At 69.8% G+C, this 15,110-nt stretch carries 16 protein-coding genes; 8 read left to right on the forward strand and 8 right to left on the reverse strand.

All coding sequences use genetic code 11. The annotated features are described in order from the left end of the window. Positions 1 to 5 precede the first annotated feature (5 nt). From HHX31_RS13920 to mca, 3 genes are read right to left on the reverse strand one after another with little or no spacing between them, the layout of a single operon-like run. On the reverse strand, positions 6 to 323 hold the full coding sequence (locus tag HHX31_RS13920; RefSeq protein ID WP_169948664.1) for a GNAT family N-acetyltransferase: 318 nt from the start codon (positions 321 to 323) through the stop codon (positions 6 to 8). Continuing rightward, entirely contained in the window at positions 320 to 487 is a 168-nt protein-coding gene (locus HHX31_RS13925; RefSeq protein WP_211589661.1) for a hypothetical protein, read from the reverse strand. The genes HHX31_RS13920 and HHX31_RS13925 overlap by 4 nt, the downstream gene beginning before the upstream one ends. 10 nt (positions 488 to 497) lie before the next feature. Next, on the reverse strand, positions 498 to 1,379 hold the full coding sequence (gene mca / locus HHX31_RS13930) for a mycothiol conjugate amidase Mca (RefSeq protein ID WP_311931777.1): 882 nt from the start codon (positions 1,377 to 1,379) through the stop codon (positions 498 to 500). 150 nt (positions 1,380 to 1,529) lie between these two features. On the opposite strand from mca, the gene HHX31_RS13935 reads away from it, so the two are divergent. The 3 genes from HHX31_RS13935 (at position 1,530) to HHX31_RS13945 (ending at position 3,947) form a co-directional block, all read left to right on the forward strand. Continuing rightward, complete coding sequence (locus tag HHX31_RS13935; protein ID WP_169948665.1) at positions 1,530 to 1,955, forward strand: DUF4307 domain-containing protein; 426 nt, start codon at positions 1,530 to 1,532, stop codon at positions 1,953 to 1,955. Positions 1,956 to 2,030: 75 nt separating this feature from the next. Beyond that, complete coding sequence (gene greA, locus HHX31_RS13940; protein WP_169948666.1) at positions 2,031 to 2,531, forward strand: transcription elongation factor GreA; 501 nt, start codon at positions 2,031 to 2,033, stop codon at positions 2,529 to 2,531. 102 nt (positions 2,532 to 2,633) lie between these two features. Further along, positions 2,634 to 3,947, forward strand: a complete 1,314-nt coding sequence (locus HHX31_RS13945) for an NlpC/P60 family protein (RefSeq protein WP_311931778.1) — start codon at positions 2,634 to 2,636, stop codon at positions 3,945 to 3,947. A 24-nt stretch (positions 3,948 to 3,971) separates the two neighbouring features. On the opposite strand, the gene HHX31_RS13950 is transcribed toward HHX31_RS13945, so the two are convergent. Both HHX31_RS13950 and HHX31_RS13955 read right to left on the reverse strand, forming a co-directional pair. Beyond that, on the reverse strand, positions 3,972 to 4,604 hold the full coding sequence (locus HHX31_RS13950; protein ID WP_169948667.1) for a TetR family transcriptional regulator: 633 nt from the start codon (positions 4,602 to 4,604) through the stop codon (positions 3,972 to 3,974). Further along, complete coding sequence (locus HHX31_RS13955) at positions 4,582 to 6,102, reverse strand: DHA2 family efflux MFS transporter permease subunit (RefSeq protein ID WP_169948668.1); 1,521 nt, start codon at positions 6,100 to 6,102, stop codon at positions 4,582 to 4,584. The genes HHX31_RS13950 and HHX31_RS13955 overlap by 23 nt, the downstream gene beginning before the upstream one ends. A gap of 76 nt (positions 6,103 to 6,178) precedes the next feature. Here HHX31_RS13955 and HHX31_RS13960 point away from each other — a divergent pair, with 76 nt between their 5' ends. The 4 genes from HHX31_RS13960 to HHX31_RS13975 all read left to right on the forward strand — a co-directional run bounded on the left by HHX31_RS13960 (position 6,179) and on the right by HHX31_RS13975 (position 11,412). Continuing rightward, entirely contained in the window at positions 6,179 to 6,697 is a 519-nt protein-coding gene (locus tag HHX31_RS13960; protein ID WP_169948669.1) for a hypothetical protein, read from the forward strand. Positions 6,698 to 6,985: 288 nt separating this feature from the next. Next, positions 6,986 to 8,827 (forward strand): phosphoenolpyruvate carboxykinase (GTP), encoded by a 1,842-nt coding sequence (locus HHX31_RS13965; protein WP_396711020.1) that lies wholly within the window; start codon positions 6,986 to 6,988, stop codon positions 8,825 to 8,827. Between the two features lie 267 nt (positions 8,828 to 9,094). Next, a complete protein-coding gene (locus tag HHX31_RS13970; RefSeq protein ID WP_169948671.1) occupies positions 9,095 to 9,856 on the forward strand; it encodes an isoprenyl transferase in 762 nt (253 codons plus the stop codon). Between the two features lie 245 nt (positions 9,857 to 10,101). After that, positions 10,102 to 11,412 (forward strand): PhoH family protein, encoded by a 1,311-nt coding sequence (locus tag HHX31_RS13975; RefSeq protein WP_169948672.1) that lies wholly within the window; start codon positions 10,102 to 10,104, stop codon positions 11,410 to 11,412. Between the two features lie 39 nt (positions 11,413 to 11,451). On the opposite strand, the gene HHX31_RS13980 is transcribed toward HHX31_RS13975, so the two are convergent. From HHX31_RS13980 to HHX31_RS13990, 3 genes are read right to left on the reverse strand one after another with little or no spacing between them, the layout of a single operon-like run. Then, on the reverse strand, positions 11,452 to 12,009 hold the full coding sequence (locus HHX31_RS13980) for a hypothetical protein (RefSeq protein ID WP_169948673.1): 558 nt from the start codon (positions 12,007 to 12,009) through the stop codon (positions 11,452 to 11,454). Then, entirely contained in the window at positions 12,006 to 13,451 is a 1,446-nt protein-coding gene (locus tag HHX31_RS13985) for a HAMP domain-containing sensor histidine kinase (protein WP_169948674.1), read from the reverse strand. Before HHX31_RS13985 ends, HHX31_RS13980 begins: the two co-directional genes overlap by 4 nt. After that, entirely contained in the window at positions 13,448 to 14,122 is a 675-nt protein-coding gene (locus HHX31_RS13990) for a response regulator transcription factor (RefSeq protein ID WP_169948675.1), read from the reverse strand. The genes HHX31_RS13985 and HHX31_RS13990 overlap by 4 nt, the downstream gene beginning before the upstream one ends. 250 nt (positions 14,123 to 14,372) lie before the next feature. Here HHX31_RS13990 and HHX31_RS13995 point away from each other — a divergent pair, with 250 nt between their 5' ends. Then, positions 14,373 to 15,083 (forward strand): lytic transglycosylase domain-containing protein, encoded by a 711-nt coding sequence (locus tag HHX31_RS13995; RefSeq protein ID WP_169948676.1) that lies wholly within the window; start codon positions 14,373 to 14,375, stop codon positions 15,081 to 15,083. Positions 15,084 to 15,110: the final 27 nt, after the last annotated feature.

The raw sequence follows: 15,110 nt of genomic DNA on the forward strand, positions 1-15,110 counted from the left end.
GCGCGTCAGTCCTGCGCGTCGGCGAGGTCGCGGTAGTCGTCGTCCAGCAGGTCGCGGTAAGCCGGGTTCTTCTCGATGTACCACGCCACGAACGAGCACAGCGGCACGACCCGCAGGCCGGCCGCCCGTGCGGCGTCCAGGGCCGCGCCGACCACGGTGCCGCCCAGCCCGCGGCCCTCGAACTCGCCGCGCACCTCGGTGTGCGTGAAGACCATCGAGCCGCCCCGCATCCGATACTGCGCGAATCCGGCGATCGTGCCGTCGATCAGGATCTCGTAGCGTGACGCGGCGGCGTTGTGGGCGACCTCGGCGGCCGTGCTCACGCCTTGGGCCCGTTCCCGCTCTGTTCGTCCTCACGGCCGTCGTGCGGCACCTGGATCTTCTTCATCTGCTTGTTCATGTTCTTCAGCAGGAAGAACAGGGCCAAGCCGATCCCGGCGACGATGAGGAAGCCCAGAAGACCCGGGCCGTAGTTGGTTGCGTCCACGACCCCCAGCTTACGAGCAGGCAGGGGTGACCCCCGCGTGGATCCCCGCGAACAGGTCGTCCTCCGGCAGCGTGGTGTCCACGAGCGACCGCGCGAGGTGGTAGTCCTCGGTCGGCCAGATCTCCTGCTGGAGCTCGCGGGGGCAGACGAACCAGAACCCGTCGGGGTCCACCTGGGTGGCGTGCGCGAGCAGGGCCAGGTCACGGACCTCGAAGTAGTCCGCGCACGGGACCTTGGTGGTCACGTCCCACTTCTGCGGCCGGTCCTCCCACCTGGCGATCCAGTCGGCGTACGGCGAGCCCATGTCGCGCTCGGTCATCGCGGTGTGCAGCGCCTCGAACCGCTCCCGCGTGAAGCCCATGTGGTAGTAGAGCTTCAGCGGCTGCCACGGCTCGCCCGTGCCCGGGTAGCGGTCGGGGTCGCCCGCCGCCTCGAACGCCTCGATCGACACCCGGTTGGTCATGATGTGGTCGGGGTGCGGGTAGCCGCCGTTGTCGTCGTACGTGAGGATCACGTGCGGCCGGAACTCCCGGACGGCGGCGACCAGCGGCGCGGAGGCGACTTCGAGCGGCTGCAGCGCGAAGCACCCCTCGGGCAGCGGCTCGTTCTCGTCCTCCGGCAGCCCGGAGTCGACGAAGCCCAGGAAACGCTGCCCCACGCCGAGGATCTCGCGCGCCTTCTCCATCTCCTGGCGGCGCACCTCGCCCATGTTCTCCAGGATGTCCGGCCGGTCCATCTTGGGGTTGAGGATCGAGCCGCGTTCACCACCCGTACACGTGACGACGAGGACCTCCACGCCCTCCGCGACGTAGCGGGCCATCGTGGCGGCGCCCTTGCTCGACTCGTCGTCGGGGTGCGCGTGCACGGCCATCAGCCTCAACGGTGCACTCACGGCTCTCCTCATGGTGTCCTCTGACTATCGAAAAGAGGTTAGCTTCTAGGTGACCGTGCGTTCCGGACCCGGGTGGCCCGCGCGCGGCACGGTCGACCTGTGTGGACGATCGTCTCGCACAACACCGACAATCCTCAGGGAGATTCCGCGATGCCCACCGATGAGGCCGGCGACCGGGTGACACGCCCGGTGCTCGGCACACCGGACGACTTCCCGGCCCGCCAGGCACGGCCGGCCAGGCTGGTGCCGTACATCGTGATGGCGCTGATCGTGGTGGTCATCGCGGGCGGGTGGGGTTTCGTCCTGCTGCGCGCCAACGGGAACCCGTCCGTGAGCGCGGACGTTATCGCCTTCGACGCGAGCGCCACGGATTCCGCCGTGATCACGTTCACCGTGCACAAGCCGGCCGACCGGGCGGCGACGTGCAGGATCCAGGCGCTCGACACCAAGCACATGGAGGTCGGGAGCCGCGAGGTGGCCATTCCCAAGGGCCGTTCGGATCTCGAGTTCACCGAGCGGCTGAGGACGAGCGCCCAGGCCACAGCGGTTCATGTCGACTACTGCGATCTCGTATAGTGGAATCTTTGGGGAAGCGTTCGAAGGCGTTAACTTGACAGCCTTTCGAGTCACTTACGGAAACAAGGAGAGCCCGTGGCCGTCTCCCAGAACGACAACGTCACCTGGCTGACGCAAGAGGCGTACGACCGTCTCAAGGAGGAGTACGAGTACCTTTCGGGCCCGGGTCGCACGGATATCGCCAAGAAGATCGAAGCCGCCCGGGAAGAGGGTGACCTCCGGGAGAACGGCGGCTACCACGCCGCCAAGGACGAGCAGGGCAAGATGGAGGCCCGCATCTTCCACCTCCGGCAGATCCTGGACAGCGCCAGGGTCGGCGAGGCTCCCCGCGCCGAGGGCATCGTGGGTCCGGGCATGACCGTGACGGTCCGCTTCGCCGGCGACGACGAGGAGGTCACCTTCCTGCTGGCCTCCCGCGAGGAGAGCGGCGCGCCGATCGACGTCTACTCGCCGAACTCCCCCCTCGGGTCCGCGATCAACGGCAAGAAGATCGGGGAGAAGGCGACGTACACGCTGCCGAACGGCAGGCAGAACACCGTCGAGATCCTCGAGGCCGTTCCGTACGTCGGCAACTAGTCGTTTCCGCACGGCCGGGAATTCCGCAATCATTTGCGGTATTCCCGGCCGTGCGGCAATCTCGACCTGGACCGGACCATTCGCCGCGGGAGGGGTGAGACCGTGCTCGAGCGCCGAGCGCGTTCGTCCACCCGATTAGGCGGGAAGGTCACGAGGGTCGTCTCCGAGGCTCGCCAGGACCTCGCCTACCGGCCCCGGCTGCCGCGCCCGGGGCGCCTGCGCAGGACGGTTCCCCTCATCGCCGTCTCCCTCGTCACCGTGCTGACGGCCGACGTCTTCGTGCTGGGCGAGCTCACGTCCGGCTCCCGGAATCCGGACGTGGTCGCGTCCCTGTCCGAGCGGCGCGCGGGCAACCGCTACGTGGCCGCGGTACGGCAGGCCCGCGACGGAGCGGCCACCACACCGGCGCAGCAGGGGCCCGCCGCCCAGACGGTGACGCAGCAGCCGGTGGCTCCGCTGGGGCGGCTGATCCGCCCGCACCTGTTCGTGGTGGCCAACCGGCCGCTGCCGCCCGAGGTGGTGGAGAAGGTCCGCAAGACCAAGGGCGTCGCGGCGGCCGAGGTGACGGGCGCGGCCGACGTCTCCGTGGACGGCAAGCGGGTGCCGACGATGGGCGTCGACCCGTCCACCTTCCGCTCGTACACGCCGAAGGTGACGGCCTCTTCCGACGGCCTGTGGCGCAACATCGCCGCCGGAGACATGGCGGTCTCGTTCGAGCTCGGCAACGACGGCGGCGTGCAGCTCGGATCCCAGGTCCAGAGCGGTGGCAGGCGCCTGCGCATCGGCGCGTACGCCACGGTGGGCATGGGGTCGATCGCGGCGATCGTCTCGAAGGGGACGGCGGCGGCGCTCGGCATCCCGGAGGGCAACGCCCTGGTCGTGAGCGCGCCGAAGGTCGACTCCCGAAAGCTCCGCCTCAGCCTGCTGAAGATCCTGCCCAAGGGCAGCCAGGTCGCCACGATCAACCCGGTGGTGGTGACGCCCAAGGGCCGGACGGTGTGGCCGCAGACCGCGTTCATGTCGGCGGACCAGCTCAAGGTCGTGCTCACCGCGGCGGTGAGCAAGCTCGGCCGTCCGTACGTGTGGGGCGCCGAAGGGCCTGACACCTTCGACTGCTCGGGGCTCGTGCAATGGGCGTACGCGCAGGCGGGCGTGCGCATGCCGCGGGTGACGTACCAGCAGTGGGTCACCGGTCCGCAGGTGCCGCTGTCGCAGGCGCAGCCGGGCGACCTGCTGTTCTGGCGCAACGATCCGACCAACCCTGGATACATCTCGCACGTCGCCATCTACTGGGGCGACGGGAAGATGCTGCACGCCCCGCGCACCGGCGACGTCGTGAAGATCGCGGACGTCTACACCAAGAACCTCGCCGGGGTCGTCCGGGTCAGCCCGCAGATCTCCGCCCGCGTCCGCTGATCTCGGGCGGCGGAGGAAGGCCGGTCAGATCGGCAGCCCGGCCTCCAGGTAGCCGAAGGCCTCGTCGAGCAGCGCGGGCAGCGGCGTCCGGCCGTCCTGCTCCACCCAGGTGAACAGCGCCGGGAGCATGACTCCCATGACCGCGCCGACGAGCGTTCGCACGGCGGGGCTGCGGGGGTCGCGGCCTGCCCGCTCGGCCACCGCGCCCGCGAGCATGTCGATCGTGGCGAACATTCCCTCCACGGTGCGGGCCCGCAGGGCGGGCACCGAGGTGGACAGCTTGGTCCGGGCGAGCACCTGGTCGAGCTCGTCGGCCTCCATCGACTCGAAGGCGGTGCGGAACGCGGCGCGCAGGGCGGTCAGCGGCGGCAGGCCGACCGGCTGCACCTTGATCATCTCCAGCAGCAGGGGGTCGTAGTCGTCCTGGACGACCACGTCCTCCTTGGTCGGGAAGTAGCGGAAGAATGTGCTGGGGGAGACCTCCGCCGCCTCCGCGATCTGCTCGACCGTCGTCGCGTCGTACCCCTGCTCGGCGAACAGCCGCAGGGCCTGCTCCTGGATGATCCTGCGGGTCTTGGCCTTCTTGCGCTCGCGCAGGCTCGTGACAGCGCGTTCGGAGGGGGATGGGGTCCGGTCAGCGCGCTGGGGTGAGCTCATGCCCCGATTCTGCCGTCTTTCCACCCTTGGCGCTCCCCGGCAGGAAGACGGCCACCAGGACCGCGACCAGCACCGACGTGGCCCCGGACACCAGCAGGACCAGGTTCATGCCGCCCACGAACGCCTCCTTGGCGGCGCTCAGCAGCGCGGTGTCCCCCGAACGCGCGGCCAGGACCGCCGCGGCCGTGATCGATTCCGCCGCCGCCTCCGGGGCTCCGTCCGGCAGGTTAGAGACGTAGGCCGCGGAGAGCATGCTGCCGAGACCGGCGACGCCCAGCGCGCCGCCGACCTGGCGTACGGTCTGCAGGGTCGCGGAACCCGAGCCGGACCGCTCCTCGGGCAGCGTGGCGAGCACGCCGTCCATGGCGGGGACCATGGCGAGGCCCACGCCCGCGCCGAGGACGGCCAGCCAGGCCGCGACGAAGCCGTACTGCGAGGACGCCCCGCCCGACACCGTGGTCCCGGCGCCCAGGAAGAACCCGGCGGCGAGCACGACGAGGCCCGCCGGCATCACCACGCGCAGCCCGAGGCGGGCCGTGAGCCGCTCTCCGGCCAGGCCGCCGGCCATCAGCCCGGCCACCATGGGGATCACCCGTACGCCGGTGCCGAGCGCGTCGTGCCCGAGCACGGCCTGCAGGTGCTGGGGGACGATGAAGAGCACGCCCGACATGCCGAGGCTCACGAACGTCGCACCGGCCGCGCCCCACACGAAGACCCGGTCGCGGAACAGGCCGAGGTCCATCATCGGCTGCCGGGTGCGGGCCTCGACGCGGACGAACACCGCCAGCAGCACCGCCCCGGCGCAGAGACCGGTCAGCACGCGCGGGTCGTCCCACCCGCGCGCCGGAGCCTCGATCACGCCGTACACCAGCGCGGCCAGACCCGTCACGGACAGCAGCGCGCCCGGCACGTCGGTCCGCGGCGCGGCGGGGTCGCGCGACTCGGGGAGGAACGCGGCAACCGCCACCGCCGCGACGACGATCAAGGGGATGTTCACGAGGAAGACCGAGCCCCACCAGAAGTGGTCGAGCAGGTAGCCGCCCACGACGGGCCCGAGGGGCAGGCCGAGCGCCATGGCGGCCGTCCACACGGCGATCGCGCGCCCACGCTCGGCCGGAGGGAAGACCACCGGCAGGATCGAGGTCGACAGTGGCATGATCACCGCGCCGCCCGCGCCCATCAGCGCGCGGGCCGCGATCAGGGAGCCGGTGCCGCTCGCGTACGTCGCGAGCACTGACGCGATCGCGAAGGCCGCGAGCCCGGCCAGCAGCAGGCGCCTGCGGCCGAACCGGTCGCCGAGCGCGCCCGCGGGGAGCATGAGCGCGGCGAACGGAATCAGGTACGCGTCGACGATCCACTGCAGGTCGCCGGTCGAGGCGTGCAACTCGGCCGCGAGCGTCGGGAGCGCCACGTTGAGCACCGTCACGTCCATGCCGATGACGAGGGCGCTGAGCACGAGGGCGCCGAGCGCCCACCAGCGAGAAGTGAGAGAGGCCATGATTTGAAAGTAACTATCAAAAAGTAGCTACTGTCAATCTGGGCGTTCATGACCAGGAGAATGTAATGTTGATTACATGAAATCAGAAGAAGAGCTGAGTGCCTGGTTCGCCGGCCGGGTGCCGGATGGTTGGTTCGCCGAGGCCCCCAAGGTGGTCGTGGACCGGGAGGAGATCGGCGTGCTCGGCACGCTGCCGCCGCTGTCGGTGGCCGACGGACTCCCCGCGCCGGAGCGCGCGGCGGCGGTCCAGGGGTACGTCGAGCGGTTCCGCGAGGAGACCCGCGAGCACAGGATCGACATCGCGAGAGAGGCCGAGCACCGCTTCCGCCGCAAGGTCTCCTGGGGCGTCGTCGTGGACGGCGCGACGGTGATGTTCACCACTCTCAGTGTCCCGGTGATGACCCGGTTGAGACAGCCGGAACGGCAGGTACTCGACACGCTGGTGGCCGCCGGTGTCGCGCGTAGTCGCAGTGACGCGCTGGCCTGGTGCGTCAGGCTTGTCGGCGAGCACACCGACACTTGGCTCGCTGACCTGCGAAATGCTCTCCGGCACGTAGATCGGATCAGGGCCGAGGGGCCCGGCGGATTGGACTGAACCAATTCGCGCAGAGGTCTAAACCAATTGCATTGGCCTATACCAATGTGTAGCTCCGGAGAGGTGGGTAAGGGGATAGAAGGACATTTTTTCCAAGAGGGTCAGGGTGGGTATCGTCCCACCACATCACGGCCTCTGCCTGCGGCGACGCTGTCGGGAGCCGTGAAGCCGAGAATGGCGCCGATTTAACGGAGTGGAAACACGGTGGTCTACTCCAATTGGATTCGGAGGCCATTCATCGCTCATGATGACCTGGCCCTGAGAGAATGAGGAGCCGCCCCCGTGTCGATTTCAGTAGAGGTACCGACTCCTACCACGCACAGCGAGCTGGCGGCCTGGGTCACCCAGATCGCGGAGCTGACCCAGCCGGACAGGATCGAATGGTGCGACGGCTCTGAGGCCGAGTGGACGCGCCTGACCAACCTGCTGGTCGAGCAGGGCACGTTCAAGCGCCTGGTGAAGCGTCCGAACAGCTTCTACGCCGCCTCCGACCCGAGCGACGTCGCCCGGGTGGAGGACCGCACCTTCATCTGCTCCGAGCGCGAGGAGGACGCGGGCCCCACCAACAACTGGATCGCGCCCGACGAGATGCGCCGGACGTTCGGCACCCTGTTCAAGGGCTGCATGCGCGGCCGGACGATGTACGTCGTGCCGTTCTGCATGGGTCCCCTGGGCGGGAGCATCTCGCAGCTCGGCGTCGAGATCACCGACTCGCCGTACGTCGTCGTGTCGATGCGGATCATGACCAGGATGGGTGAGGAGGCGCTGCGCCTCATCGAGGAGCGCGCCGCGGAGCGCGAGGCCCGGGAGGGCGCGACGGCCGGCGACTCCGCGCCGAGCGACTTCGTCAAGGCCGTCCACTCCGTGGGCGCCCCGCTGGAGCCCGGCCAGGCCGACGTGCCGTGGCCGTGCAGCCAGACCAAGTACATCAGCCACTTCCCCGAGACCCGTGAGATCTGGTCGTACGGCTCGGGCTACGGCGGCAACGCGCTGCTGGGCAAGAAGTGCTACGCGCTGCGCATCGCCAGCGTGATGGCCCGCGACGAGGGCTGGCTGGCCGAGCACATGCTGATCCTCAAGCTCACGCCGCCGCAGGGCGAGGCGCGCTACGTCGCCGCGGCCTTCCCGTCGGCGTGCGGAAAGACGAACCTCGCCATGCTCCAGCCCACGATCCCGGGCTGGAAGGTCGAGACGATCGGCGACGACATCGCCTGGATGCGCTTCGGCCCCGACGGCAGGCTCTACGCGATCAACCCGGAGGCCGGCTTCTTCGGCGTGGCCCCCGGCACGGGCGCGTCCACGAACGCCAACGCGATCGAGACGCTGTGGGGCAACAGCATCTTCACCAACGTCGCGCTGACCGACGACGGCGACGTCTGGTGGGAGGGCCTGACCGACGAGCCGCCGGCGCACCTCACCGACTGGAAGGGCCGCGACTGGACGCCGGACTCCCCGGAGCCGGCCGCCCACCCGAACGCCCGGTTCACCACTCCGGCCGAGCAGTGCCCGACGATCGCCCGCGAATGGCAGGACCCGGCGGGCGTGCCGATCTCGGCCATCCTGTTCGGCGGCCGCAGGGCGACCGCCGTGCCGCTGGTGACCGAGTCGCTGAGCTGGCAGCAGGGCGTCTTCCTGGGCGCCAACGTGGCCTCGGAGAAGACCGCGGCCGCCGAGGGCAAGGTCGGCGAACTGCGCCGCGACCCGTTCGCGATGCTGCCGTTCTGCGGCTACAACATGGGCGACTACTTCGCGCACTGGCTCAAGATCGGCACGATGACCGACGCGGAGAAGCTGCCGAAGATCTACTACGTCAACTGGTTCCGCAAGGACGCGAACGGCCGCTTCGTGTGGCCGGGCTTCGGCGAGAACAGCCGGGTGCTCAAGTGGATCGTCGACCGGCTGAACGGCGTGGCCGACGCCGTGCCCACGGCGATCGGCAACCTGCCCGCCTCGCTCGACACCGAGGGCCTCGACCTCGCGCCCGAGGACCTGGAGTTGCTGCTCAGCGTCGACGCGGAGGTGTGGCGCGAGGAGGCCGCGCTGGTCCCTGCCCACCTGGAGACCTTCGGCGAGCACACGCCGCAGGAACTGTGGGACGAGTACCGCGCCCTGGTCGAGCGGCTCGGCTGAGTCATCGCCCGCGGCCCGCGCTCCGTCGTCCCGGATTCGTTCCGGGCGGACGGCGCGCGGGCCGTCCGGCTTTTCCGGGGGTTCCTCTCCTTCTGCCGCCGTCCTTCGAGCGCGGGCGGCGGCCGGGCGGAGCCGTACGCGCCGGTGACCACGCGACTCGGGTTACGACGGCCCCGTCCAGGAAAGCCATGAGTGGCGGGCGGGGCACGTCCCATCGCCCGCGATAATTGGTGATCGAGCCCCACCGGTCGCGAGGAAGAGGGTTGCATGAGCATGCGCGATCTCGTGTACAAGCTGTACGAGCGCAGGCTCGAACGGAAACTGTCCTCCGATCAGATACCGCGTCACGTCGGCGTCATCGTGGACGGCAACCGCAGGTGGGCGCGGGCGATGGGGCTGCCGGACGTCAGCCGGGGCCATCAGAAGGGCGCCGACAAGATCTCCGAGCTGCTGGCCTGGTGCCGCGAGGCCGGCGTCGAGTACGTGACGCTGTGGCTGCTCTCCACCGACAACCTCGCCAGGGACAGGGCCGAGCTCGAGCCGCTGCTCCAGGTGATAGAGAACCTCGTGCAGGATCTCGTGGACCAGGGCTGGCATCTCAACCCCATGGGCTCGCTCGACCTTCTGCCCGATCACACGGCCCGTGTCCTCAAACACGCAAAAGAAACCACATCGCATCGTCCAGGCCTGATTGTGAACGTTGCCGTTGGGTATGGAGGAAGGCGTGAGATCGCTGATGCGGTGCGCTCCCTCCTCCAGGAGCATGCCAGCAAGGGCGCGAGCATCGAGGACCTCGTGGAGGTCCTCGACGTCGAGCACATCGCCAAGCATCTCTACACGCGCGGCCTGCCCGACCCGGATCTCGTCATCCGGACCTCGGGAGAACAGCGACTCTCCGGATTCCTGCTCTGGCAGAGTGCCCACTCCGAGTTCTACTTCTGCGAGGCCTACTGGCCCGACTTCCGCAGGGTCGACTTCCTGCGGGCGCTCCGCTCCTATGCCGCGCGGCACCGTCGGTACGGCTCCTGAGACGGTTTGTGACCAGCATCTTCCAAACAGCTCACACCTATTGGGCTGGGGAGATTCGTTACGTACCGTGGTAGCTGAGCGGTCGTCGAGGAGATCGACGGCCATCACCTCGGGAGAGGGCCCGTCCTTGCGCGACCACCATGCGAGGAGGGCCGGAGCCCCGGTCGGCCTCGCAGGTCCCGGGCCCGGTCCGTTCACCACCAGTCAAGGCAGGGCGCCGACCTCAGGCGCCCGGGGGAGAACGCGTGGCAGTGTCCTCGAGCAACCCGTCCACATCGCGCACCTACGTTCTGGACACGTCCGTCCTGCTCGCCGACCCGGCGGCGATGAGCCGCTTCGCCGAGCACGAGGTCGTCGTCCCGATCGTGGTCATCACGGAACTGGAGGCCAAGCGCCACCATCCTGAGCTGGGCTACTTCGCCAGAGAGGCCCTGCGCTTCCTCGATGACCTCAGAGTGCGGCATGGACGGCTGGATGAGCCCATGCCGATCGGCGATGGGACCATCCGGGTCGAGCTGAACCATAGTGATCCATCCTGTCTCCCCGCGGGATTCCGCATGGGGGACAACGACACCCGCATTCTCACCGTGGCCCAGAACCTGGCGGTGGAGGGCAGGGATGTGGTGCTGGTGTCGAAGGACCTGCCGATGCGGGTCAAGGCCGCGTCCATCGGCCTGAGCGCGGAGGAGTACCGCGCGGGCATGGTGGTCGAGTCCGGCTGGACCGGCATGGCGGAGCTCCAGGTCACCACGGAGGAGATGGACGCGCTCTTCGAGTCGGGCGCCGCCGACATCGACGAGGCGCGCGACCTGCCGTGCCACACCGGCCTGCGGCTGCTGTCGAGCCGCGGCTCGGCGCTCGGCCGTGTGCTGCCGGACAAGTCGGTACGGCTGGTCCGGGGCGACCGGGAGGTCTTCGGGCTGCACGGCCGGTCGGCCGAGCAGCGCATCGCGCTCGACCTGCTGATGGACCCCGACGTCGGCATCGTCTCGATGGGCGGCCGCGCGGGCACCGGCAAGTCCGCGCTGGCGCTGTGCGCCGGCCTGGAGGCCGTGCTGGAGCGCCGGCAGCACCGCAAGATCATCGTGTTCCGGCCCCTGTACGCCGTGGGAGGCCAGGAACTGGGCTACCTGCCCGGCACGGAGAACGACAAGATGGGCCCGTGGGCCCAGGCGGTCTACGACACGCTGGGCGCGGTGACCTCCCCCGAGGTGATCGAGGAGGTCATCGACCGGGGCATGCTGGAGGTCCTCCCGCTGACCCACATCCGCGGCCGTTCGCTGCACGACGCGTTCGTGATCGTGGACGAGGCGCAGTCGCTGGAGCGCGGCGTGCTGCTGACCGTCCTGTCCCGCATCGGGGCCAACTCGCGGGTCGTGCTCACCCACGACATCGCCCAGCGGGACAACCTGCGGGTGGGCAGGCACGACGGCGTCGTCGCGGTGGTGGAGAAGCTCAAGGGCCATCCGCTGTTCGCGCACATCACGCTGACCAGGTCCGAGCGGTCGCCGATCGCCGCCCTGGTGACCGAAATGCTGGAGGACATCACGCTCTAGAGATCGTCACCGTCACCGTCGTCGTCACGGAGGTCGTCGTCACGGAGGGAGATGGCCCCCCTCGGGGGCCAGATCCCAGAACTCCTGGCAGGTATGGCTCTTGAGGGGCCCGTTCAGGTCGGGAGTCGCGTGGGCGATCTCCACGGCCCAGATCTCCGGGCGCAGCCGCGCCGTACAGGTGATCTGGGCCATGGCGGTCCTGGTGATCTTCCAGCCGGCCACGAACAGCCTCACCTGCAGGCTGACGTTGTCGGGGTCGTTGCGGCTGCCCGCGTCCGGGGCGTACCTGACGAGCTGCACCTGGGCCAGCGTGAGCCCGGACAGCGCCGTGGACAGCTGGCTCGACGACCGCCCGCCGGCCTTGAACAGCGCGTCGAGCACGTCGTTGACGTGCGGCGACCTGGCCGCGACCCGCGTCGGCTGCAGGTGGCCGTCCCGCACCAGGTAGATCGTGATGAGGGTGGGGGTGCCGCTGATGACCGGCGCGGGTCCCGCGTCGATCACCCCGGTCGGCGCCACGCCGCAGGCCGCCGCCGGCGCGGCGAGGAGCCCCGCGAGCAGGACCGCCAGTGCCGTTCTGAGTCTCGGCGCTTTCATGGCTTGGGTATCCGCAGCAGGAAGAGGGTGCCGGGCTCGCACCGCTCGGCCGTGATGAAGCCGCCGTGCAGTTCCGCGTTCGCCTTGGCGATGGACAGGCCGAGGCCGCTTCCCGCGCTCCTGGCCCGGTCGGTGCCCGCCTTGTAGAAGCGGTCGAAGATGTGGGGGAGCACCTGTTCGGGGATTCCGCTTCCGTGGTCGCGCACGCTCACCTCCAGCCATCCGCGGGTGCTGCCGCCGACCGCGACCCGGGCGCTCACCACGACGGGCGGCGCGCCGTGGTTCATCGCGTTGCCGACGAGGTTGGCCACGATCACATCGAACCTCCGGGCGTCCAGGGAGAACGTGAGCCCGACGGGCACGGTGAGCTTCACCAGGTCGGCCCAGCCCCGCACCTCCAGGCAGTCGGCCAGCGCGTCGCCCACGTCGACGGTCTCCCTGCGGAGCGTGGCGGCGCCCGCGTCGTGCCTGCTGATCTCGATGAGGTGCTCGACCAGGATCCGCAGCCTGTCGATCTCGCGGACGACGATCAGCACGGCCTCCCTGGCGTCGCCCGGCAGGCCCTCCGCGTCCTCGTACAGCATGTCCGTGACCGCGGTCATCGCGGTCAGCGGGGTGCGCAGCTCGTGGGAGACGTCCGCGACGAACCGCCGTGACGTCGCCTCCAGCGTCCGCAGCTCGGACACCGTCTTCTCCAGCGCCGCCGCCGTCTCGTTGAACGTCGCGGTCAGCTCCGCCAGCTCGTCCCTGCCACGTACGGGGAGGCGGACGCGCAGTTCCCCGGCGCCGAGCGCGCGGGCGGCCGCGCCGAGCCGCCGTACGGGCAGCAGCACCCTCCGGGCCGACAGCAGGGCCAGGGTCAGCGCCAGGGCGAGAGTGATGCCCCCGGCCTGCGTGAGCGCGGTCCTGAGGCGGGTCAGCACGGCCTCCTCGTCCGATAAAGGCACGAAGACGTACGCCGTGAGGCCCGTCGGGCGCAGCACGCCGTCGCGGTTGGCCCGCTGGATTTGCGTGGCGACGATCAGCCAGGCCCGGTCCTTGAAGATCACCCTCTGGTGGACCAGCCGCCGCGCCGCCTGCCAGCGGAGCTGGTCGGGCACGTCGGTCATGGTGAACTGCGCCTCGGTGTTGGCGCGCTGGCGGTCGCCGTAGGTCATGATGACCGTCCGCTCGGGGGCCTCCAGCGCCCGCACCACCCTGTCGAGGTCCTCGTCGGTGATGGTGTCGTCGCTCGGCCAGACCACCTCGCTCGCGCCGATCGGCAACGTCAGCCTGGAGAGCGTGTCGCGGACGTCGGCGACCGCGCTCCGCTCCGCGCGCTCCAGGAGCCCTCGGCGGATGATCTGGTATCCCAGGCCCGCGACCATGGCGGACGCCGTGATCGCCACCAGCAGGAAGGTGATCACGAGCCGTGCCCGCAGGCCGGTCGGCACCCAGGTCATGGCGGGCTGAAGCGGTACCCGAAGCCGCGCACGGTGTGGATGTAGACGGGGTCGGCGGGAACCGGCTCGATTTTGGCGCGGATGCGCTGCACGCACGCGTCGACCAGCCGGGAGTCGGCCACGTGCGTGTGGTCCCAGACGGCGCGCAGGAGATAGCGGCGGTTGAGCACCTGGCCGGGATGGCGGACCAGTTCGAGCAGCAGACGCAGCTCGGTGGGGGTGAGGTGGACCTCCTTGCCCGCGAGCGTCACCTTGAGGGCCCCGCGGTCGATCACGAGGTCGCCGAAGGTGAGGCGGTCGGGCGAGGCGGACTCCAGACGGCGCAGGACGGCACGGATGCGGGCGTCCAGCACCCGCGGCTCGACGGGCTTGACCACGTAGTCGTCCGCGCCGGCCTCCAGGCCCACGACCACGTCGAGGTCGTCGCCCCTGGCGGTGAGCAGGATGACGGGCAGCGGGTCGAGCCTGCGGATGCGGCGGCACACCTCGACGCCGTCGATGCCGGGCAGCATGACGTCGAGGATCACGATCTCGGGACGCCGCGAGCGCAGGTGTTCGAGGGCCTCCTCGCCCGTGGCGTACGCGGTCACCGAGTGGCCCTGGCGGGTGAGCGCGAGTTCGAGTCCGGCTCGGACCGAGGGGTCGTCTTCGACCAGGAGGATGCCTGCCACTAGGTCATTATGGTGCGGACGGTACGAATTCCCTATTTCTCATGCTCCTCGGAACGGCTCGTACGTCACCGTCACGAGGCCGGAGCGCGCTGGTGCCGGGCGCCCGTGCCACCCCACGCCGGGTCATGTGTGATCAAAATCACACATGCCGGGAAAGTCCATGTGATCGGTGGTCGGGTCAAGAAGTCACCAAACGACTACCACGAATCGGTTGCGGACCACCCCCCAACACAGGGCAAGCTCATAGGCCGTGAGCTCTGGTCAGCAGTTGAAGGATCGGCCCCGTGCCTCCCGGTCGCGGCGGGGAGGAGGCGGCGGTTCCGGCCACGGCCGGCTGACCGTCAAACGCGTCGCCATCCTCGGCGTCACCGTGGCCGCGCTCGCCGGCGGGACGACGTACGTGGTCCGCACCTCGGTCGAGAACAACAGCGCGCCCAAGAAGGTGCTGGAACCGGACAGCTTCCTCGCCCTCGACCCGAACGCGCCCGACCCCGAGGCCGACATCCTCAAGGAGAACGCCGTCCAGGCGCTGCGCAAGGACCGGCTGGAGCGGGGCCGCGACCGGAAGAACGGCCTCGACCCCGTCGACATCGTCGAGAAGGCCCCCGGCGGCGGCGGGTTCAACCCGGCGAACTTCCCGCCCGGCTCCACGCCCGACCCCGGAAGCAACAAGGCCGTCGGCAAGGAGATGGCCGCGGCCCGCGGCTGGACCGGCGCCGAATGGGGCTGCCTGGAGCGCCTGTGGGACAAGGAGAGCCACTGGAACGAGCGGGCCATGAACCGCTACAGCGGCGCCTACGGGATTCCCCAGTCGCTGCCCGGCAGCAAGATGGCGAGCGCGGGCTCCGACTGGCAGACCAACCCCGCCACACAGATCAAGTGGGGCCTCGGCTACATCGCCGGCCGCTACAAGACGCCATGCGGCGCCTGGGGGCACTCGCAGCGCGTCGGCTGGTACTGATCGGGTAGGTCCGGCCCGCGCGAAACT

The sequence above is a fragment of the Microbispora sp. H11081 genome (genome assembly GCF_012999535.1).
In the GTDB taxonomy this organism is placed as follows: Bacteria; Actinomycetota; Actinomycetes; order Streptosporangiales; family Streptosporangiaceae; genus Microbispora.